This is a genomic window from Citrobacter sp. Cf072, assembly GCF_030334485.1.
GTDB classification, from domain to species: domain Bacteria; phylum Pseudomonadota; class Gammaproteobacteria; order Enterobacterales; family Enterobacteriaceae; genus Citrobacter; species Citrobacter freundii.
This window is the reverse complement of the sequence record NZ_JAOWDX010000047.1, coordinates 1,094,810-1,115,784: the sequence shown is the minus strand read 5'-3', so window position 1 is coordinate 1,115,784 and position 20,975 is coordinate 1,094,810. Positions and strand designations below refer to the sequence as shown.

General features: G+C 50.7%; 18 protein-coding genes. 8 read left to right on the top strand and 10 right to left on the bottom strand.

The window, feature by feature from the left end:
• Window positions 1–86: 86 nt before the first annotated feature.
• The gene (gene manA / locus OGX66_RS24165) at window positions 87–1,262 is read right to left on the bottom strand and encodes a mannose-6-phosphate isomerase (protein ID WP_046670641.1); all 1,176 of its coding nucleotides are present in this window, start codon (window positions 1,260–1,262) and stop codon (window positions 87–89) included.
• Window positions 1,263–1,524: 262 nt separating this feature from the next.
• On the opposite strand from manA, the gene fumB reads away from it, so the two are divergent.
• Window positions 1,525–3,171 carry a class I fumarate hydratase gene (gene fumB / locus OGX66_RS24160; protein WP_044699883.1) on the top strand — a complete coding sequence of 549 codons (1,647 nt, stop codon included), beginning with the start codon at window positions 1,525–1,527 and terminating at the stop codon, window positions 3,169–3,171.
• Window positions 3,172–3,313: 142 nt separating this feature from the next.
• Window positions 3,314–4,717 carry a class II fumarate hydratase gene (gene fumC / locus OGX66_RS24155; RefSeq protein ID WP_286512428.1) on the top strand — a complete coding sequence of 468 codons (1,404 nt, stop codon included), beginning with the start codon at window positions 3,314–3,316 and terminating at the stop codon, window positions 4,715–4,717.
• Here fumC and tus read toward each other — a convergent pair.
• The 3 genes from tus to OGX66_RS24140 form a co-directional block, all read right to left on the bottom strand.
• Window positions 4,714–5,643: a DNA replication terminus site-binding protein gene (gene tus, locus OGX66_RS24150; RefSeq protein ID WP_088902336.1), complete on the bottom strand. Its 930-nt coding sequence runs from the start codon at window positions 5,641–5,643 to the stop codon at window positions 4,714–4,716. The two genes, fumC and tus, sit on opposite strands and share 4 nt — an antisense overlap.
• 73 nt (window positions 5,644–5,716) lie before the next feature.
• The gene (gene rstB, locus OGX66_RS24145) at window positions 5,717–7,018 is read right to left on the bottom strand and encodes a two-component system sensor histidine kinase RstB (RefSeq protein WP_046670790.1); all 1,302 of its coding nucleotides are present in this window, start codon (window positions 7,016–7,018) and stop codon (window positions 5,717–5,719) included.
• A gap of 228 nt (window positions 7,019–7,246) precedes the next feature.
• Window positions 7,247–7,765, bottom strand: a complete 519-nt coding sequence (locus OGX66_RS24140; RefSeq protein WP_088902335.1) for a hypothetical protein — start codon at window positions 7,763–7,765, stop codon at window positions 7,247–7,249.
• 234 nt (window positions 7,766–7,999) lie between these two features.
• Here OGX66_RS24140 and OGX66_RS24135 point away from each other — a divergent pair, with 234 nt between their 5' ends.
• Window positions 8,000–8,344 carry a DUF1294 domain-containing protein gene (locus OGX66_RS24135; RefSeq protein ID WP_003836397.1) on the top strand — a complete coding sequence of 115 codons (345 nt, stop codon included), beginning with the start codon at window positions 8,000–8,002 and terminating at the stop codon, window positions 8,342–8,344.
• A gap of 26 nt (window positions 8,345–8,370) precedes the next feature.
• Here OGX66_RS24135 and OGX66_RS24130 read toward each other — a convergent pair whose 3' ends face one another.
• Window positions 8,371–9,162, bottom strand: a complete 792-nt coding sequence (locus OGX66_RS24130; protein WP_286512425.1) for an MBL fold metallo-hydrolase — start codon at window positions 9,160–9,162, stop codon at window positions 8,371–8,373.
• A 190-nt stretch (window positions 9,163–9,352) separates the two neighbouring features.
• Here OGX66_RS24130 and OGX66_RS24125 point away from each other — a divergent pair, with 190 nt between their 5' ends.
• Window positions 9,353–10,195 carry an aminoglycoside phosphotransferase family protein gene (locus OGX66_RS24125; RefSeq protein WP_061549077.1) on the top strand — a complete coding sequence of 281 codons (843 nt, stop codon included), beginning with the start codon at window positions 9,353–9,355 and terminating at the stop codon, window positions 10,193–10,195.
• A 120-nt stretch (window positions 10,196–10,315) separates the two neighbouring features.
• Entirely contained in the window at window positions 10,316–11,344 is a 1,029-nt protein-coding gene (locus OGX66_RS24120; RefSeq protein ID WP_061549078.1) for a HoxN/HupN/NixA family nickel/cobalt transporter, read from the top strand.
• A gap of 52 nt (window positions 11,345–11,396) precedes the next feature.
• Here OGX66_RS24120 and OGX66_RS24115 read toward each other — a convergent pair whose 3' ends face one another.
• The gene (locus OGX66_RS24115) at window positions 11,397–12,737 is read right to left on the bottom strand and encodes an L-cystine transporter (protein WP_057101509.1); all 1,341 of its coding nucleotides are present in this window, start codon (window positions 12,735–12,737) and stop codon (window positions 11,397–11,399) included.
• A gap of 246 nt (window positions 12,738–12,983) precedes the next feature.
• Window positions 12,984–13,727, bottom strand: coding sequence for a two-component system response regulator RstA (gene rstA, locus OGX66_RS24110; RefSeq protein ID WP_270921874.1), 744 nt, complete (start codon window positions 13,725–13,727; stop codon window positions 12,984–12,986).
• A 118-nt stretch (window positions 13,728–13,845) separates the two neighbouring features.
• Between rstA and OGX66_RS24105 the strand changes: the two genes are divergently transcribed.
• Window positions 13,846–14,181 (top strand): GlpM family protein, encoded by a 336-nt coding sequence (locus OGX66_RS24105; RefSeq protein ID WP_044712364.1) that lies wholly within the window; start codon window positions 13,846–13,848, stop codon window positions 14,179–14,181.
• Here the strand turns inward: OGX66_RS24105 and folM are convergent.
• The 3 genes from folM to ydgH form a co-directional block, all read right to left on the bottom strand.
• Entirely contained in the window at window positions 14,178–14,900 is a 723-nt protein-coding gene (gene folM / locus OGX66_RS24100) for a dihydromonapterin reductase (RefSeq protein ID WP_016150208.1), read from the bottom strand. The two genes, OGX66_RS24105 and folM, sit on opposite strands and share 4 nt — an antisense overlap.
• Before the next feature lie 36 nt (window positions 14,901–14,936).
• On the bottom strand, window positions 14,937–16,319 hold the full coding sequence (locus OGX66_RS24095) for an amino acid permease (protein ID WP_003843569.1): 1,383 nt from the start codon (window positions 16,317–16,319) through the stop codon (window positions 14,937–14,939).
• A 245-nt stretch (window positions 16,320–16,564) separates the two neighbouring features.
• On the bottom strand, window positions 16,565–17,509 hold the full coding sequence (ydgH, locus tag OGX66_RS24090; protein WP_003028946.1) for a DUF1471 family protein YdgH: 945 nt from the start codon (window positions 17,507–17,509) through the stop codon (window positions 16,565–16,567).
• Between the two features lie 525 nt (window positions 17,510–18,034).
• On the opposite strand from ydgH, the gene pntA reads away from it, so the two are divergent.
• Together pntA and pntB are read left to right on the top strand one after the other, a co-directional pair.
• Entirely contained in the window at window positions 18,035–19,564 is a 1,530-nt protein-coding gene (pntA, locus tag OGX66_RS24085; protein WP_270921806.1) for a Re/Si-specific NAD(P)(+) transhydrogenase subunit alpha, read from the top strand.
• Between the two features lie 10 nt (window positions 19,565–19,574).
• Complete coding sequence (pntB, locus tag OGX66_RS24080) at window positions 19,575–20,963, top strand: Re/Si-specific NAD(P)(+) transhydrogenase subunit beta (RefSeq protein ID WP_032935797.1); 1,389 nt, start codon at window positions 19,575–19,577, stop codon at window positions 20,961–20,963.
• Window positions 20,964–20,975 lie beyond the last annotated feature (12 nt).

Genomic DNA, 20,975 nt, shown 5'->3' with positions numbered 1-20,975 from the left:
ACCAGGCGTTTGAAGACGCCTGGAGGAGTGACATGTCTTTAACTTACTACAGCTTAGCAAGAGTTGTTAAAAATATCAGTATCTTGCTAAAGCTTGTTATAAACCCGGGCTAAACGACCTGCGCCACTGATGTTAACCGGAGATTCATTCGCGCCAATAAAGGCCGATTCACCCGGTCGCAGAACCAGACGTTGCTCGCCTTTGCTCAGTACAGCTTCACCTTCTATGCAGAACAAAATGGCCGCACTTTGCTGGCTGATATCTGCGCCACTGGTAGTAAGCTCATGCAGGGAGAACGCAAAATCGTCAACCGGGATCGGGAAGTCCAGTTCGCCATCAGACTTAACCGGCGTGGTCAGTAACTGGTTTGCTGGCTTGGCGACAAACTGCACGTTGGCGACCAGTTCCGGGATATCAATATATTTTGGCGTCAGTCCGGCACGCAGCACGTTGTCCGAGTTAGCCATCACCTCAAGCGCCACACCTTGCAGGTAAGCGTGCGGGGTTTCGGCAAATAAGAACATAGCTTCGCCTGGATTGAGTTTCACCACATTGAGCAGCAGCGGGGAGAAGAGCCCACTGTCGTTCGGGTAGACGTCGGCGATCAGACGGATGGTTTGCCAGGGTTCACCCTGCTGGCTGTTCAGCGCTGATTTCAGGATCGCCAACGCATGGGATTTCTCCTCAGCCTGCATATTCAGCAAGCTGGCGAAAAGATAGCTCAGACGTTCTGCACTCGGCTCTTCCAGGAAATGCGCAATAGCCGGATGTGCGGCGGAGACGGGTTGTAACAATGCAACAATGTCAGAGAACTCGCGGAATGCGTTCATCGCCAGGAAAGGCGTCAAAGCAAAAACCAGTTCCGGTTTGTGGTTAGGATCTTTGTAGTTGCGCTCAGCCGCATCCATCGGGATCCCTGCGGCGTTTTCTTTGGCAAATCCAATTTCAGAGTTGTGCTTGTTAGGATGAACCTGAATCGAAAGCGGTTGTGCAGCGCAGAGCACTTTAAACAGGAAGGGCAGCTCACCAAAACGCTGCGCAACGGCATCGCCCAGCAGTGCGGATTTATCGTGCTCGATAACGTCGCGCAGAGCAACCGTCTGGCCGTCAGCGCCCAGAACCTGCGAACTGCTTTTCGGATGCGCACCCATCCACAGCTCAGCCATCGGTTGCTGAGTGGGGTTGGCAATGCCATAGAGTTCCGTTAACGCCGTTTTACTTCCCCAGGCGTAGTTTTGCACTGAGTTGATGAGTTTTTGCATTATCAAGCCCTGTTTCAATGTGGAATTTTCTACGGCTATTAAACCAAGAAACCCTGAGGGAAGTAACCTGCACATGTAAAAAGTCGTACTTGTCTCAGTTTTTGTTAAAAAAATGTGTAGGATATGGAGACTCGCTTTTAATACCCTGAGTGATTCCGGTTGCAGACAGCCCTTCCTTCTACAACCGGATCTGCGGCAGGGAAGCAGGGCAACGGAACATCTGCCCAGAGAATAACCAGACCGAGCAGTAAGTGAGAGCACAATGTCAAACAAACCCTTTCATTATCAGCATCCTTTCCCCCTCAAAAAGGATGATACCGAATACTATCTGCTGACCAGCGACTATGTCTCTGTTGCCGAATTTGAAGGGCAGGAGATTGTTAAAGTCGCGCCACAAGCTTTAACCCTGCTGGCTCGTCAGGCCTTTCATGATGCGTCGTTTATGCTGCGTCCCGCACATCAACAGCAGGTAGCCGATATTCTGCGCGACCCGGAGGCCAGCGAAAACGACAAGTATGTGGCCCTGCAATTTCTGCGTAACTCTGACATCGCGGCAAAAGGCATTTTGCCGACCTGTCAGGACACCGGAACCGCGATTATCGTGGGTAAAAAAGGTCAGCGTGTCTGGACCGGTGGTGGCGATGAGGAGGCGCTGGCTCGAGGCGTCTATAACACCTACATCGAAGACAACCTGCGCTATTCACAAAACGCAGCGCTGGATATGTATAAAGAGGTGAACACCGGCACCAACCTGCCAGCACAGATTGATTTGTATACCGTCGACGGCGATGAATACAAATTCCTGTGTATTGCCAAAGGTGGCGGTTCGGCGAACAAAACCTATCTGTACCAGGAAACCAAAGCGCTGCTCACGCCGGGCAAATTAAAAAATTACCTGGTTGAAAAGATGCGTACGCTGGGTACTGCGGCTTGTCCGCCGTATCACATTGCGTTTGTGATCGGCGGAACGTCAGCGGAAGCTACGCTGAAAACGGTGAAACTGGCTTCGGCTAAATACTACGATGAGCTGCCGACCGAAGGTAACGAACATGGGCAGGCATTCCGTGATGTGGAGCTGGAAAAAGAGCTGCTGATTGAAGCGCAGAATTTGGGGCTGGGCGCGCAGTTTGGCGGGAAGTACTTCGCGCATGATATCCGCGTGATCCGCCTGCCGCGTCACGGCGCGTCGTGTCCGGTTGGTATGGGCGTCTCTTGTTCTGCTGACCGTAATATCAAAGCCAAAATCAACCGTGAAGGTATCTGGATCGAAAAACTGGAACATAATCCAGGTAAGTACATTCCAGAAGAGTTGCGTCAGGCGGGAGAGGGCGAAGCGGTGCGCGTTGATCTCAATCGTCCGATGAAAGAGATCCTGGCCCAGCTGTCGCAGTATCCGGTCTCTACGCGTTTGTCACTCAACGGTACAATTATTGTTGGCCGTGATATTGCGCATGCGAAACTGAAAGAACGTCTGGATAACGGTGAAAGTTTGCCGCAGTATGTTAAAGATCACCCGATCTATTACGCCGGTCCGGCAAAAACGCCGGAAGGCTACGCCTCTGGTTCGCTTGGCCCAACCACGGCCGGGCGTATGGACTCGTATGTTGACCAGCTTCAGTCTGCAGGCGGGAGCATGATTATGTTGGCGAAAGGCAACCGTAGCCAGCAGGTGACCGATGCTTGCCATAAACATGGCGGCTTCTATTTAGGTAGTATTGGCGGCCCTGCCGCGGTGCTGGCCCAGGGCAGTATCAAGAGTCTGGAGTGCGTGGAATACCCGGAACTCGGGATGGAAGCCATCTGGAAAATTGAAGTGGAAGATTTCCCGGCGTTTATCCTGGTGGATGACAAAGGCAATGATTTCTTCCAGCAAATTCAGACGTCGCAGTGCGCACGCTGCGTTAAGTAACGTCAACCGCCCTTCGGGGCGGTTTTTTTTTACCGCACGAACCACCAAACGACAGTTTTATCCTCGTTAATACTCATAAGACCAACGCAAGTGGGCAATGTCGAAACATAACCTAATCAACTGTTAATGTAAGGAGCAGGTAATGGTAACGGTACGCCGCGAGAATGATTCAATGGGGGCGATTGATGTTCCTGCCGATAAGCTTTGGGGCGCGCAAACCCAACGTTCACTGGAGCATTTTCGTATCTCTACGGAGAAAATGCCGGTCTCGTTGATCCATGCGCTGGCGCTGACTAAACGCGCCGCGGCAAAGGTTAACCAGGATCTTGGGCTGCTGGCGGAGGATAAAGCCTGGGCTATTATGCAGGCTGCAGATGAGGTGTTGGCAGATAAACACCGCGATGAGTTCCCGCTAGCCATCTGGCAAACTGGGTCCGGCACGCAAAGCAATATGAACATGAACGAGGTGTTGGCAAACCGGGCCAGCGAGTTGCTGGGCGGCGTGCGGGGGATGGAGCGAAAAGTACATCCCAACGATGATGTCAATAAAAGCCAAAGCTCGAACGATGTCTTCCCGACTGCAATGCACGTTGCCGCACTGCTGGCGCTGCGTAAATCACTGATCCCTCAATTAAATGTGCTGACCAAAACGCTCAGTGATAAGTCCCACGCTTTCGCCGATATCGTTAAAATTGGTCGTACACATCTGCAAGATGCAACTCCACTTACGCTTGGCCAGGAGATTTCCGGCTGGGTAGCAATGCTAGAACATAACCTCAGACACATTGAAAACAGCTTACCGCACGTGGCAGAGCTGGCGTTGGGGGGAACCGCGGTAGGTACCGGACTGAACACTCATCCCGAATACGCCCGCCGGGTTGCTGATGAACTGCGGGTCATTACCTGTGCGCCGTTCGTTACCGCTCCGAATAAATTTGAAGCACTCGCCACCTGCGATGCCCTGGTTCATGTCCACGGAGCGCTAAAAGGACTGGCAGCGTCGCTGATGAAAATCGCCAACGATGTACGCTGGCTGGCATCCGGTCCACGGTGTGGTATTGGGGAAATTTCAATTCCGGAAAACGAACCGGGCAGCTCGATCATGCCAGGCAAGGTCAATCCAACCCAGTGTGAAGCGCTGACTATGCTTTGCTGCCAGGTGATGGGCAACGATGTCGCCATCAACATGGGCGGGGCGTCAGGTAACTTTGAGCTCAACGTCTATCGACCGATGGTCATCCACAACTTCCTGCAGTCGGTACGCCTGCTGGCGGACGGTATGGAAAGCTTCAATGAACATTGCGCGACGGGGATTGAGCCTAATCGTGAGCGAATCGATCAACTGCTCAACGAGTCGCTAATGCTGGTGACCGCGCTCAATACCCATATCGGTTACGATAAAGCGGCTGAAATTGCCAAAAAAGCCCATAAAGAAGGGTTGACCTTAAAAGCCTCCGCTCTGGCGCTGGGATATCTAACCGAAGCGGAGTTCGACAACTGGGTACGCCCGGAGCTGATGGTTGGCAGCATGAGGCCAGGCAGTTAATCCGCAACGTACAGGTACAGCCGGGGAATAATCAATCTCAACGGCTGCGCCTGAGGTTTAAAACGATGCTGAACGTTTTCGGCATCGTAATTCAGTAACTCACCGATATCCGGTACGGTCATACCGTTGTCGTTATTAAGCAAAGCAATCAGCGGCGTCGGGCAGGCATATTGCACCTGTTTTTGCTCTCCTTTGTACCAGACACGGGCTATAGGCTGCACTTTTACCGGCCTTTTGATCTTCAGGCGGGCCTGCTGCGGTAAGGCGGCGATATCCTGATATTCGCGTTCAAGCTTCGCCTGCCATTCTTCACGTGTCCAGGGATGTACGCTGCGCGGTGACGTCAGGCTTTTTTCCAGTTGCTGCAGTACTTCATCGCGTTTCAGGTTTTTAATGATGTGCTTATTAGCCCAGCCAAATCGTAGGGTGGCAGGATCGCGGACTACGGTTAGCGTGCGATAGGCATTCAGAGTAATCAGCCCTGGCAGATGACGATGCACCCATTCGAAACGTGCTGCCGGCGCCAGCCCTGATTCCACTGTAACAATGCGCTCGAAGGTGGTTTTCAACTGGTTTATACGCTGGATTTGTTCTTCCAGAGTACATTGCGCCGCGTTATCAACCTGATAGCACAATACACCCGGTAGGCGGACGGCTGCTTTGCTGCTGCGGTTTTCGGACTGCTGCTGAATAAACAGGTGACGGTAATGGAGCAGTGCCAGCGCTTCAGCCTCTTTGCCTAAATGCTGCTTAACATTAATGCTCTGCAGAGGGGCATGCTCTGCCTCTTTAACCACTTCCGGTAACGAGAATACGCGCGCAATCAGCAGCGTCTGCTGCAACAGGTTTTCGTTCAAAAGTGCCAGTTCTTGTTCCATCTGGCGAAAGGTGCCGTTCAGGCGGTCAACAATATCGTAACGGGCCATAAGTTTACCATTTTAGTTACAACATACTTTTTTATAGCACAACCTCCACCGCCTGACCACCGAGCAGAATAGGTCAGGCAGCTGAGATTTCGGGAATGTTATGCCAGACGGGCCAACGGAAAGTAAACCGGGCACCGCCAAGTTCACTTCCATCACAGACGACCGTCCCCCCCATAGCCAAAGCAATTGAGTGGACGATGGCTAACCCAAGCCCACAACCCCCGGTTGCCCGGTCACGGCTGGGGTCAAGGCGTACAAACGGTTCAAAAACCTGTTCACGAGCGTCTGGTGCAATACCGGGACCGTCGTCTTCCACTACCAGCGTGGCTTGATTGCCGTTCAGCAGCAGACTGGCTTGCACTGTAGACTGGCAATAGCGCAGGGCATTGTTCAGCAAATTATCCAGGACCCGCTCCATCAGGCGCATATCCAACGCGCCGTAGTCGCCAGTTTCGAGATGACGTAAGTGCACCGTACGGCCAGGATTCACGCTTTGCACATCCTCCAGATGGGTTGTCAACCAAACAGGCAGGTCAGGTACACTGAGCTTCAGTTCATTTTGCGGGCGATCCAGGCGGGCGTAGGTCAGTAACTCTTCGATCAACGCTTCCAGTTGGCCGATATCACGATTAAGCGCCTGAGATTCCTGCCCGGTGAGGTTATCACTCATTTCCAGCCGGTAACGTAAACGTACCAGCGGAGTACGAAGCTCATGGGCAATACCATCGATGAGCTGTTTTTTACTGGCGATCAGCGCATTGATATTGTCGGCCATTTGGTTAAACGCTACGCCCAGGCGTTCAAAGCTGGAACCGTTGTCAAAATGAAGGCGTTCACTCAGATGTCCTTCACCAAAACGTTGTGCGGCGGATTCGAGTCTTAGCATTTCTTGCCAGTGTGGACGCATCCAGATCAGTACCGGGAAGGCCAGTGAGATAGCAATAAACGCCATCAGCGCGATGTCCAGCAGGCGCATTTGATGAAGAAAATAAAGGTAAGGAACCGGGCCGACGGCCAACACATAATGGCTGCGAGGAATGCGTTGAATAAAGGTGTATTGATCGTCAAGAGCCACAATATCGCCTTCGCGCAAACGCTGCATGGTTGGGGCATCCAGTGTGTACTTATTCAGCGGTTCAACACGCAGGTCAAATGAGAGGTTTAAGTCCATCTCCTTCAGCGTCTTACCCCAATCGCGTGGCGGGATTTCGCGTAGTTCACTGCGCATCAGGTACAACGAGCTTTTCATCAAATCGTCGAGCGACTGTCTGCCTGCGCGTTCTGCGGTGAATTTGTATACCAGGCCGACCAACAGGGTCATCACCAAAAAGCAGACAAACAGCAGGAGGTAAAACTGCACAAACAGTTTCTTCATAAAAATCACCGAACGCTCAATAAGTTAGCGAGTTCTCGTGTCCCTCAGGGGAAAAGGGGCACAGCAGTATCCGCCGATGCGTCGGATCAGAAAGGTTATCTGATCACCATCTGGCGTGTTTATCCTGGCAGAGTACACTGTATAACTCTTTTCTGCATTCTTATGGCCCCTACGGGGGCGAAATGACCTTTCGCTTGATAACGCATTGCTTTGTACGCGGCAAGTTAATCAAAATCGGGATGGTGTTGTTCTGGCGTATGTTACGACCACACCTAAAAGGTTACTTCGTTTCTCAACGTAGATTGTGTTGTTATATTCGTAGTTACCTTCGGGATAGCAAATTCTGATGTTAGTCCCGAGATCCGGATCGTCAACATCAGCCCCCGAACAGCTTTTAGAACTTCCTGTAGAGTAGGTGTATGGAGCGGTATAGGACGAGGGGACACCTGGAATGAACCAGGTTATCACCATAACTGTGATCACTGAAAACAGCACCATAGCAATGCTGATGCTACCAAATAATTTCAGATAAGTTTGGAAGGGACTTTTTTTCATTATCCCATTACCTACCAGAAATAGGGTAATTAAAAATGACACTGCCAGAGAAATAAGCATGAGGTATTTTGATGTGAGCGGGTAGAGAAAAGTCGCTCTGTATATCGTTACCTTCCACCAGTAAAAAAGAAAAATTGCGCCGAGAGATAATACGGTGACAAAAAACAAATATGGATATGAGTATTTTCTCATCCCTGTGACTCCAGAACAATTTTTCCATATGGGTTTAATAAATTATCATTTGTTCAGAATAATGAAAACGGTTCTCTTGTTTGAATTGTTAGGTACGCCGCAGACCAGAGAATTTCCGCTATTTCTGGGGATGTAGGCATAATAATAAAAGGGGTATTCTCACCCGTGGCAGGGATGACTGACCTTGCGTATAATGGGTGACGAAACTTCCTGAAAAGTGCCGTGACTGAAAATATGAATCTCAATCGCTGTTGTTATTTGCTACTCATTTTTGCAGCGATCGGCTGCATTTTCACCGCTCACCCTCTTGTCATATGGTTTCTACTCGCCAACATACTGACGTTGCTGTTATACGGCGTGGACAAAATGGCGGCACGCAAGGACTGGCGTAGAGTGCCGGAATCCACATTGCTGGTGTTTGGTGTTGTGGGCGGATGGGGTGGCGCGATAGCGGGTCAACAAATCTTTCGCCATAAAACACAAAAGCAGCCTTTCAAAACCTACTTCATTATCAGTGTGATAGTGAGTATTTCTGTGATGGGCGTGGTTTATCAGTTCTATCCATTTTTACCTTCCTGAGTCTGGTTGGTGAATAAACTGCCGGTTTATCTGAGGCAGGAAATATACTTTTCACCTGAACGCCGCACAATTTCATCGGCATTTTGCGTAATATCTTTTCCTGCAAATGCGCCGTAAAGTTGCTTAAATTTCACTGTACTCAGTCTCTGGGTAATGTTGCTGACCGTTGCAGCTGGCAACGGTAGCATATTAGGGTAGCTCCACATAAAGGAGACGGCATGCGCACCTGGGGTAACCTGGACGATGTCGCCGGAAAGCACCACGCCTTCGCCACGCGCCCAGTGCAGGATGCAGCCGCCAGCAAAGTGTCCGCCGAGACGTATCACCGTGACGTCACGGGTTAACTCAATGGTGTCGCCATCCCAGAATCTAATCCACGGGCTGTCGCGCATTACCCACCTTCTGTCGCTGGCATGAAGGTAAATTGGCGCGTTAAATTCTGCAGCCCAGTCCTGCATGGTGGTGTAGTAATGAGGATGCGATATCGCGATAGCCTTAAGCCCGCCAAGGGACGTTATTAGCGTTTTTGTGGCATCGTTGAGCGAGGCAATGCAGTCCCATAAAATATTGCCTTCAGAGGTACGCAGAATAAACGCGCGCTGATCAATTGCAAAATCAGGAACGGTGCGGATGCTGAGAAGAGTACTATCGTGTTGCTTCCACTTATTTGTATGCGATGCACACAGGGCGGTAAAATCGACCCATTCCTGTCCGCTCGCAGGGACATACTGGCGTTCATCCTGGCAGATATCGCACTGTTCCGGATGGGCACCAGTTACCTCATAGGATGTTCCACAGGTTTTGCATAACGTGATCATCGTGTCCTCCTTATTTACCGAACACAGTCAGCATGGCACACAGATACACAAGGATGTGCCTGTTAGTGCTCTACCCGTTAAGTCAGTGATGACGGATGTGGGAGGTTGTAGCTCAACCAAAAGAAAACAGGAATAATGCCGACACGGATCCTTTTGGTTACCATCTTCCAGAGAAAAATGAGGATATTGTTTGGAAAGTCGCCTGTTCAACACCTGGCTCAACCGTTGGGGACTCACTCCAGATGGTGAACCGGTTGAAACGCACACATCACAGCTTTTGCCTGTAGTGGTCATCAGGGATGGTCAGAAAGCCATACTTAAAATCACCGACGATGACAGTGAACGGATCGGCTGTGAACTCATGGTCTGGTGGAACGGAAATGGCGCAGCGAAAGTACTTGCTCATGCAGCAGGGGCGATTCTGCTGGAACGTGCGACAGGGACAGGGTCTTTAGCGGACATGTCCTGGACTGGTAACGATGCGCAGGCTTGTCGCATTATTTGCCATGCTGCCAGTAGACTCCATTTCTCCCGGAACGCGTCTACGCCAGCGTTAACACCTCTGCACCATTGGTTTAGCGACCTGGCTCCCGCCGCGAAAAAGCATGGCGGTATCCTGACGCGTTGTGCAGCGGTGGCAAATGTACTGCTATCTTCACCCCAAGATGAAGTCGTATTACACGGCGACCTACACCACGGCAATATTCTTGATTTCGGAACGAGAGGATGGCTGGCTATCGATCCCAAAGGGCTGCTAGGCGAGCGTGGCTTTGATTACGCCAATATTTTTACTAACCCTGATCTTGCCGAACCCACCAGACCTGTTGCCATTGAGCCGGAAACATTCACACAACGAGTCAACATTGTGTCTGAAATCGCAAGAATTGAACGGCAACGTTTGCTGATGTGGATTGTTGCCTGGTGTGGGTTGTCGTCCGTCTGGTTTCTGCAAGAGGGGGACAGCGCAACGGTACCTCTGCGTATTGCGGAACTAGCGATGGCGGAACTTGCTTCAGGTGATAATCAACTTTGATCTACGACACTGGGTTAGTAATTCTTAAGAGTTATCATTAGCCTGATAAACGTTATATTAATTAATCAGTGAGTGGTGGTGTGGTGTGTTGTTTAGCTCAAATTTAATTGGCGGGAAACAATGAACGCATTGTTTTCATTATTTAAAAAACGCCCGAATATTCTTTTGTTGATGGTCTTACTCATCGGGGCAAACATCGTGGCGTGGCTGTGGGCTTTCACCTCGTTTAGCAACAACACGTCATTGCTTGCACTGAGTCTGATTGCGTGGTGCTACGGTTTACGCCATGCTGTCGATGCCGATCATATCGCCGCGATAGACAGCGCTACACGTAAACTCATGCAGCAGAAAAAACGCGCCCTGACGACGGGAGCCTGGTTTTCTTTGGGGCACTCCACCATTGTGGTACTGGCAAGCATTGGCATTGCACTGACCACCAGCGTGTTTAAGCAACATATGGCATGGTTTCAGAATGTCGGCGGTCTGATAGGAACTTCGGTTTCTGCCGCGTTTTTGCTGATTCTGGCTACCATTAATCTCATTATTTTCTGCCAGGTCTGGAAGGCATTCCGCCATCTTAAACGCACCGGTACTTACGATGGCACCACGGAAGACATTACAGTTTCAGGTCCTCTGAACTGGCTTTTCCGCTCAGCGTTTCGGTTGGTAGGCAAAGACTGGCATATGTATTTTGTCGGTTTTCTTTTTGGTCTGGGTTTTGATACCGCCACTGAAATTTCTTTGCTGGGAATTTCTGCTTCAAGCGCGTCCAGTGGCATGTCTGTTTGGTCAATTCTCGTGTTCCCGGCGCTGTTTACCTGCGGTATGGCGTTAATTGATTGTCTCGACAGTATTCTGATGGTTGAGGCCTACGGATGGGCGTTCAATAAGCCGCAACGCAAGCTCTATTACAATATGACCATTACCGGGACTTCCGTGATTGTAGCGCTATTTATTGGCGGACTGGAGGCGCTGGGGCTTCTCTCTGACGCGTTTTCGCTCCAGGGTGGTTTGTGGGATACCGTCAGCAATTTAAGTGACCATATGGGGAATGTCGGTTTTGCGATTATTGGCGTCTTTATCGGCTGCTGGATTATCTCTGCCGTAAATTACCGTTGGAAAAAATACGACGGGCTGACGTTTAGTTGACACAAAAGAAAGCCTTCCAGCAACAGGAAGGCTTTGATCTTTTTAGGACTGACTAATTCGCGTTCACGGGTTGTGGTTTTTCAGCACTCTTTTTCAGGAGCCTGTTAGCCAGCACGCCAGACATCATCGAACCGTTCACGTTTAATGCCGTTCTGGCCATATCGACGACAGGCTCGATAGCAATGAAAATCCCCACCAGCGCGACCGGGAAGTTCAGTGTTGAAAGGACGATCAGCGCAGCAAATGTTCCGCCACCGCCTACACCCGCCACCCCAATAGAACCCAGCGCAATCGCAGGTAGCATGGCGAGCAAAAAATGTACTGATAGCGGATCAATCCCAATTGTTGGAGCAATCATCGCCACCATAATAGCTGGATAGATCCCGGCACAGCCATTTTGACCCATGCTGGAGCCGAATGAAGCCGCAATGTTGGCAATGGTGTTTTGCACGCCAAATTTTTCTTGTGCGGAAATAGCCAGTGGAATAGATGCTGCACTGCTGCGTGAAACAAATGCAAAGGTTAAAACTGGCCAGACAGTTTTAAAATAGTGAACGGGATTATTACCGCTCAGAACCAGTATCAGTGCGTGGACGATAAACATCATCAGAATCGCAAGGTAACAGGCAGCAATAAAGCCTAACAGACTGGCAAATTGTTCAAATCGATACGCGGAAAATACGCCTGCCATTAATGCCATCACACCATAAGGGGTGAGAGCAATAACGATACGCACCATTTTCATCACCCAAATCTGGATAGCGTTAATGCCAGCACTTAATTTTTCACCTTCTTGCGGGGCGTCCTGTTTGACCTTTAATAATGCCACGCCGGCAAGTAGGGTGAAGATAACAATGCCAATGACGGAAACGCTTCTGGCCCCTGTTAGATCGAGGAAGATATTCGTGGGGATCAGAGATGTAACCAGTTTAGGCAGTGAAATGGCGGCTGTTTTATTTACATCGTCTGCCGTCAGCGTGGACTGCATATGAACAAACGCACTGGCGTCCAGGCCTAATACATGCGCAGTCAACAGCCCAATAAAACCGGCAACCATTACCAGACAGAGCATGCATCCGACGATGGTTAACGACATTTTCCCAATGCCAGCGCTGTTTTCGAGCTTATTAATGGCTGAGAGAATAGAGATGAAAATCAGCGGTACCGCAACCAGCTTCAGTAAATTCACATAGCCGTTGCCGATAACATTGTACCACTCGATAACTGTTTTTCTTTCGTCAGCAGCAATGAGATGCAGGGATAAACCGATAACGGCACCCGTAAAAATAGCGATGAAGACGCTTTTTGAAAGAGAGTGACTTTTTTGGTTGATTCTGAAAATTGCCCATGAACAAACCAAAAAGAACGCGATATACGCGAGCGAAACGAACATATTGTAGCCTCTTGCCTCATTCAGCACCTGAAATGCCGGAAAGAGTTTTGTTAGTGCGAAAAAAAATGATGAACCATAAGGGTTCAGGACCGCGACGGATTATAGGGAGGGGGGAGGGTAACAGCCACACAAAAAGTGTGGAACGGCGTCGGATGGTGTTTGTATGCCTGTTCTGTAGACGATTTTAAGTGACAGTGTAACGTATTGTGAATAATCCAGCCGATCAATGAGATCGGCCCGATGGCATTACTTCTGTGGCTCGTCGTCCCAGGCGTGAGGTGCAAAGAGATAACCTTTGTTGCGCACTGTTTTGATTCGATAAGGTTCAGTCGCATTATCGAGCAGTTTTTTGCGTAACCGGGAAATCGCGACATCTACGCTGCGATCCATGCCGTCATAGCTTACGCCACGTAGGTTCTTAAGCAACGCATCGCGGTCCATAATCTGCCCGGCATGGGTTGCCAACTCCCACAGTAATTCAAAATCAGCGGTGGAAAGAGAAACTTGCTCGCCGCCGAGCAGCAAGGAGCGGTTGGTTGGGTCGATAGTGAGTGTGCCGAAGCGCAGCGTTGTGTGCGGTGTGATGGTCGCCGATTGAATGCCTTTAGACTGGGTTGAGTGCTCATTCTGACGCAGGTGCAGACGCAGGCGAGCCAGCAGCACCGCTGGCGGCGTGGTTTTCAGAATATAGTCACAGGCGCCCATTTCCAGTGCCAGGATATGGTTCATGTCGCTATCCAGCGAGGTGAGCAGGACAATCGGGCCTTGCCAGCGTCCGCGTAAATCTCGGCAGATAGTCATCCCGTCTTTGCCCGGCAGCATGATATCTAATAACACCAGATCGGGTTGAACGTGCAGGATTTTCTCCTCGGCCAAATCACCACGAGGTTCAAGGATAACCTCAATATCATGCCGGGCCAAATAGGCTGCAATCAGTGAGCCAACTTCGGGATCATCTTCAACAAATACGATGGTATTCATATCATTAATTTTTGAATATAAAACGTCAACATACACCGCCCTGATTTTTCCTTCCATTAATCTTTTCTAAACAAGAACGCTTCCGTTATGCTAGGGGCTGATGTTATTGATGTGTTAAGGCAGAGTGATGGGACTCGTTATAAAAGCGGCGCTCGGTGCGCTGGTGGTGGTGTTGATTGGCTTGCTGGCGAAAACAAAGAATTACTATATTGCCGGGTTAATTCCGTTGTTCCCGACGTTTGCGTTGATTGCCCACTATATCGTAGCCAGTGAGCGTGGTGTCGAGGCGTTACGTACAACCATCATATTCAGCATGTGGTCGATTATTCCCTATTTTGTTTACCTCGTTTCACTGTGGTATTTCACCGGATTTATGCGCTTACCCGTTGCGCTCGGCGGATCAGTGGTGTGCTGGGGCCTGAGCGCGTGGTTGCTGATCTTTTGTTGGATCAAACTGCACTAACGCAGATGACGCCCGCCATCAAGGGCAAAACTACGTCCGGTGACAAAACAGCTGGTTAACAGATAGTCAATTAAATCAATGACCTCTTTTTCACCTGGTGCGGTTTTCATCAGTGATTTGTTCAGTGCCTGCTGGCGATACTCTGCATCATCACCCTCGTTAAACAGGATAAGTGAAGGGGCAATCGCGTTCACTTTCACTTCCGGTGCCAGTTTGCGCGCGAACGAGCGGGTCATATTATCCAGCGCCGCTTTGCTGGCAGCATAAGCAATGTGCTTGTCGCTGCCGCGCTCCACAACATAATCAGTAAAATGGATTATATCGCTGGCCGCGTGTCCATGACCGCGTAGCAACCCTTCCAGTGCATGGTTGAGCAGGTAGGGCGTATTGACATGAATCTGCATCATGGCTGACAGCACATCGGTCAGCGGTGTACCAGGCTTTTCTGCAAGCCAGGCACTGGCATTATGCACAATAGCACGCAAGCCATCCGTCTGAGCTTTGACCTCATCAGCAAAGGCCAGCACGCCTTCATCTGTGGAAAAGTCAGCAGGGATACAAATCGCGCCCGCTTCTCGCAGGCCGTCAATGGCAGGATAGTGCGTACGGTAGCTGACGATAACTGGCTGTTTTTGGTTCAGAAAGTGCCATGCGACGGCGAGGCCGATACGACGACCACCTCCGGTGATAAGAATTGGCAAAGGGTTTTTTTTACCCATCGTAATCTCCATATGTCGCGAACGATGGGTATAACGTTACCCCATCAGCATCCAGGTAGCCGGCACAGCAGCAACAAGCAGCAGGCCGATCAGCGCCATCTCCTGGCGTTTTAATACGTTTTCATGCGCGTGCGTTTTACGGGCATAAAGGAAAACCAGCAGTCCTGGCGCATACAGCACTACGGACAGCAGCAGGTGCATCGGACCTGACGCATACAATAACCATATGCCATAAATACTCGCCCCGATACCGACAGCTTTATGAATCGGACGGGTTGCAATTTTTAACAGAAATGCGCCGACCAGCAAATAGGGCACCAGAATCATCTCTGAGGCGATAGTCAATAACGTATTGTAGTCGGAACCAGTAAGCCAGATCAGCACCAGGCAGAGCTGTACGCAGATGTTGGTCAGCCATAGCGACGCCGATGGCGCGCCTTGCGCGTTCTGTCGCGCAAAAATGCGCGGAAACGCTTTGTGCGTGGAGGCGAGGAACGGCACTTCCGCCGCCATAATCGTCCAGCTTAGATAGGCGCCGCACACGGAAACAATCAGACCTGCGGCAATAATAATTTCGCCCCATGGTCCCATCATTTTAACCATCAGACCGGCCATTGACGGGTTACGGATCTCCGCCAGTTCGGGACGTGCGACAACGCCCAGAGATAACAGGGTGACCAGCAGGTAAACGCCCAGCGCGGCAAGTACCGCCAGCAGCGTGGCGCGTCCGACATCGCGTTTGTTTCTGGCACGGGCAGAAACCACCACCGCGCCTTCCACACCGATGAATACCCACAAGGTGATGAGCATGGTGTTTTTGACCTGCTCCCAGACGGGAACGCCCAATGCTACGCCGGTAAAATCGAGAGTAAAGGTGTCGAGCTTAAACAGCATGAACGCCAGCACGATAAACAGACCCAGCGGCAGTAATTTCGCCAGCGTCGCGACCAGGTTAATACTGGCTGCCGTTTGCACACCGCGCAGCACAAGGAAGTGTACGATCCACAGTAGCATCGATGCGCCCACAATCGACTGCCAGGTATTACCGTCGCCAAACAGACGTAACTCAGGCGTGTCGGTAAAGAAGCTGAGTGCAGAGAAGACAATGACCAGATACGAAACGTTAGCGATAACGGCACACAGCCAGTATCCCCACGCGGAGCAGAAGCCAATCAGCTCGCCAAAACCTTCACGCGCATAGGTAAAAATACCGCCATCCAGTTCAGGACGGATACGCGTCAGGATCAGCATGGCAAAGGCGAGCAAAAGAATACCCGCACCGGTAATCGCCCAACCAATCAGTAATGCAGCCGGGCTGGCTACTGCCGCCATGTTTTGTGGCAGGCTGAAAACGCCAGCGCCGAGCATTGAGCTTAAAACCAGCGCGGTCAGTGCGCTCAGACCCAATTTCTTTTCCATTTGTATCCAGTTACAAAAACGAGAGTGAGAGAATAATTATTTTGGCAAACCGCATAAAAATGGTGAAAGCCACTAAGGCGCGGGATTTTACGGAGAGAAGAGAATGCATGCAATGGGGATAGAGAGATTTGTGACTAATAGTGTGAAAAGTTGTCTTAATACTGCTGTTTTTGTTTTGTCTGGGAGCAGAACTGCGCGAAATTATCAGGTCTACAAGGACTGTAGACCTGATAATACATTGGGTATTACTTATACAGATCGGCGCTGATTGTCACGTTGTTACCACGTTCTGACCACTGGCGGGTGATGTGATAATACTTCGCGCCTTTTTTCGCTGCGCGTTTTGCTACCTGATAAGAAACTTCCGTCATGTTGCCGTAGTTACCGGTGAACTTGATGCTGTCGAACGGTACCATCATGGCGGCGGTCGCTTTGTTCAGTTCTTCAACTTTGGTTCCATCCGGCAGCGTGACAGTGTAACGTCCGCCTTTGGTGGATTGCGTTTCGAAGAAGCGACCGACTTCAGCACTCGGGGAAGCGGTAGTTGCAACGCCTGGGATCTCAACTTTCTTCGCGGCTTCGCCACCTGCTGCTAATGCGGCGCGTCCGGCATCAGAATCTGCTGGGATCGCATCAGGGCTTTGCACTACGCGTTTTTTCGCATCAGCTTTGTAGATGAATGCGGTAATACGCTGGTTGCCGCCCTGGTTGGCATCGACCTGGCGCACGATATAGAAGGAATATGCACCTTTCTCTCTCGCAGCTTTGGTGATTGCATCGTTTACTTCAGGCTGGCTACGGTAGAAACCCTGTACCGTAACGGTATCGTAAGGTTCAATCAGAACGGCCTGATCTTTAGGCAATTCCATAACGCCGTTAATGATACGGTTTTTTGACGCTTCCGCTTTTTCAGCGTCAGCTTTATAGACGTCGGCAACAACGCGCCAGTTACCGCCGCTGCCAAAATCTGAAGTATCAACAACATAAAAGGAGGCTGCACCGTCTTTATCTGCACGGCGTGATACGGCAGCAACTGCATCACCGATAGCATTAAAACGACCGGTGACCACAATGCGGTCATAGGGTTTCAGGGCAGCCGCTTGCTCCGGCGTCAATTCTGTCGCTGCATTGACAGAAAAAGCAGTCGCAGAAATAAGTGCGGACGCCAGGAGAGTGTTCTTAAGCTTCATAAAAATAATCCTTCGCCTTGCGCAAACCAGGTACTGGTATTGTTATTGACTAGAAACGTCGCTGATTATTGCATTTAAATTGCGTCAGTGTCTGCGTCATTTTTCACTCATCGTGCCACCTGGCTTAACAACATCGATAACATTTAGTGATATGCCGAAAAATTCGGCGTTTGGTGACCAAAACTGATAAAGCAGTTGAATTTCATAAGTTAATTTAATGTTAATTAATTGTTTTTGGCAGGTGCGTAATCATGTTTTGCCGCTTCGCTTAAGCGAATTATCAGCCTTTGTGGGCTATTTTTAGGGCATTTTATCTGTCTGAGGTTCGATTAATCTCTATTTTGCGAATTTCATAATAAATACTGTTTTTTGGCGCTAGATCACAGGCGTCATTTTCAGTAGGTTATACAGAGTTTGTTACTGTTTTATTTTATTGAGGTAACACTGACCTCTCTCGAGAGTGCGCGCATGCCTCGTGCGAACATTGATAAACCATCATCATAATTACAGATGGAAGGGAACATTATGCGAATTGGCATACCAAGAGAACGGTTAACCAATGAAACCCGCGTTGCAGCCACGCCGAAGACGGTTGAGCAGCTGCTTAAGTTAGGTTTCAGCGTCGCGGTTGAAAGCGGTGCAGGTCAACTGGCGAGTTTTGACGATAAGGCGTTTGTACAAGCAGGCGCAGAAATTGTTGATGGAAATGCAGTCTGGCAGTCAGAGATCATCCTGAAGGTCAATGCGCCGGAGGAGGCGGAAACTCCGTTACTCAATCCGGGCACGACGCTGGTGAGCTTTCTTTGGCCCGCGCAAAACCCTGAACTGTTGCAAAAGCTTGCAGAGCGAAACGTGACAGTTATGGCGATGGACTCCGTGCCGCGTATTTCGCGCGCACAGTCGCTGGATGCTTTGAGCTCAATGGCGAACATCGCCGGGTATCGCGCTATTGTTGAAGCTGCACATGAATTCGGTCGCTTCTTCACCGGCCAGATCACCGCCGCAGGCAAGGTTCCACCTGCCAAGGTCATGGTGATTGGTGCGGGTGTGGCAGGTCTTGCGGCGATCGGTGCGGCAAACAGCCTGGGCGCTATCGTGCGTGCTTTTGATACCCGTCCGGAAGTGAAGGAACAAGTGCAGAGTATGGGCGCCGAGTTCCTTGAACTGGACTTTAAAGAAGAAGCGGGCAGCGGTGATGGCTATGCCAAAGTGATGTCCGAGGCGTTCATCAAAGCCGAAATGGAACTCTTCGCTGCACAGGCGAAAGACGTCGACATTATTGTTACCACTGCGCTGATCCCGGGCAAACCGGCCCCGAAACTGATCACCCGTGAAATGGTCGATTCGATGAAAGCGGGCAGCGTAATTGTCGATCTTGCCGCGCAAAACGGCGGTAACTGCGAATATACCGTGCCTAATCAGGTGACAACCACCGAGAACGGGGTGAAGGTTATCGGCTATACCGACCTGCCTGGCCGTTTGCCAACGCAATCTTCCCAGCTTTACGGCACTAACCTCGTCAACCTGCTCAAACTGTTGTGCAAAGAGAAAGACGGCAATATCACCGTCGATTTTGACGACGTGGTTGTTCGCGGTGTCACGGTGGTTCGCGAGGGTGAAATCACCTGGCCTGCGCCACCTATCCAGGTTTCTGCTCAGCCGCAGGCTGCGCAAAAAGCCGCACCTGCACCGAAAGAAGAGAAAAAACCTGTCTCTCCGTGGCGCAAATATGCACTGATGGCGCTGGTGGTGATTTTGTTTGGCTGGCTCGCCGACGTTGCGCCGAAAGAGTTCCTTGGTCACTTTACGGTGTTCGCGCTTTCCTGCGTGGTGGGTTACTACGTGGTCTGGAATGTGTCACATGCGTTGCATACTCCGCTGATGTCTGTGACTAACGCTATCTCAGGGATTATCGTGGTTGGGGCGTTATTGCAAATTGGCCAGGGTGGCTGGGTGAGTTTCCTGAGCTTTATCGCGGTGCTTATTGCCAGCATTAATATTTTCGGTGGCTTCACCGTGACTCAGCGCATGCTGAAAATGTTCCGGAAAAACTAAGGGGTAACATATGTCTGGAGGATTAGTTACAGCTGCATACATTGTTGCCGCGATCCTGTTTATTTTTAGTCTGGCGGGGCTTTCGAAACACGAAACCTCTCAGCAGGGTAACAACTACGGTATCGCCGGGATGGCGATTGCGCTGATTGCCACGATTTTTGGTCCGGATACCGGCAACGTTGCGTGGATCCTGGTGGCGATGATCATCGGCGGCGCGATTGGTATTCGTCTGGCGAAGAAAGTTGAGATGACCGAGATGCCGGAGCTGGTGGCAATTCTGCACAGCTTCGTTGGTCTGGCAGCGGTACTGGTGGGCTTCAATAGCTACCTGTATCACGATACGGGCCTGGAGCCGATTCTGGTGAACATTCACCTGACGGAAGTGTTCCTGGGTATCTTCATCGGTGCGGTAACCTTTACCGGTTCTGTGGTGGCCTTTGGCAAACTGCGCGGCAAGATCTCCTCTAAACCGCTGATGCTGCCGAATCGTCACAAAATGAATCTGGCGGCGCTGGTTGTTTCTTTCCTGCTGCTGGTGGTGTTTGTCCGTACCGAAAGCGTGGGCCTGCAGGTTCTGGCGCTGCTGGTGATGACCATAATTGCACTGGCTTTTGGCTGGCATCTGGTGGCCTCCATCGGTGGTGCGGATATGCCGGTGGTCGTTTCAATGCTCAACTCCTATTCAGGATGGGCTGCGGCGGCGGCGGGCTTTATGCTGAGCAATGATCTGCTGATCGTTACCGGTGCGCTGGTCGGTTCTTCTGGTGCGATCCTGTCTTACATTATGTGTAAGGCGATGAACCGTTCATTTTTCAGCGTTATTGCAGGTGGCTTTGGTTCTGACGGTTCTTCTACTGGATCAGATGAAGAAGTCGGTGAGCACCGTGAGATTACTGCGGAAGACACAGCAGAAATGCTGAAGAACTCGCACTCCGTGATCATCACCCCGGGCTATGGCATGGCAGTGGCTCAGGCACAGTATCCGGTCGCGGAAATCACTGAGAAACTGCGCGCGCGTGGCATCAAAGTGCGCTTCGGTATTCACCCGGTAGCAGGGCGTTTGCCCGGTCATATGAACGTACTGCTGGCGGAAGCCAAAGTCCCTTATGACATCGTGCTGGAAATGGACGAGATCAACGATGATTTCGCTGATACCGATACCGTGCTGGTGATTGGTGCCAACGATACGGTAAACCCGGCGGCACAGGATGACCCGAACAGCCCGATCGCCGGTATGCCGGTGCTCGAAGTATGGAAAGCGCAGAACGTCATCGTGTTCAAACGTTCGATGAACACGGGCTATGCTGGTGTGCAGAACCCGCTGTTCTTTAAAGAAAACACTCATATGCTGTTTGGCGATGCCAAAGCCAGCGTGGATGCGATTCTGAAAGCGTTGTAATCGTCAGTGAAA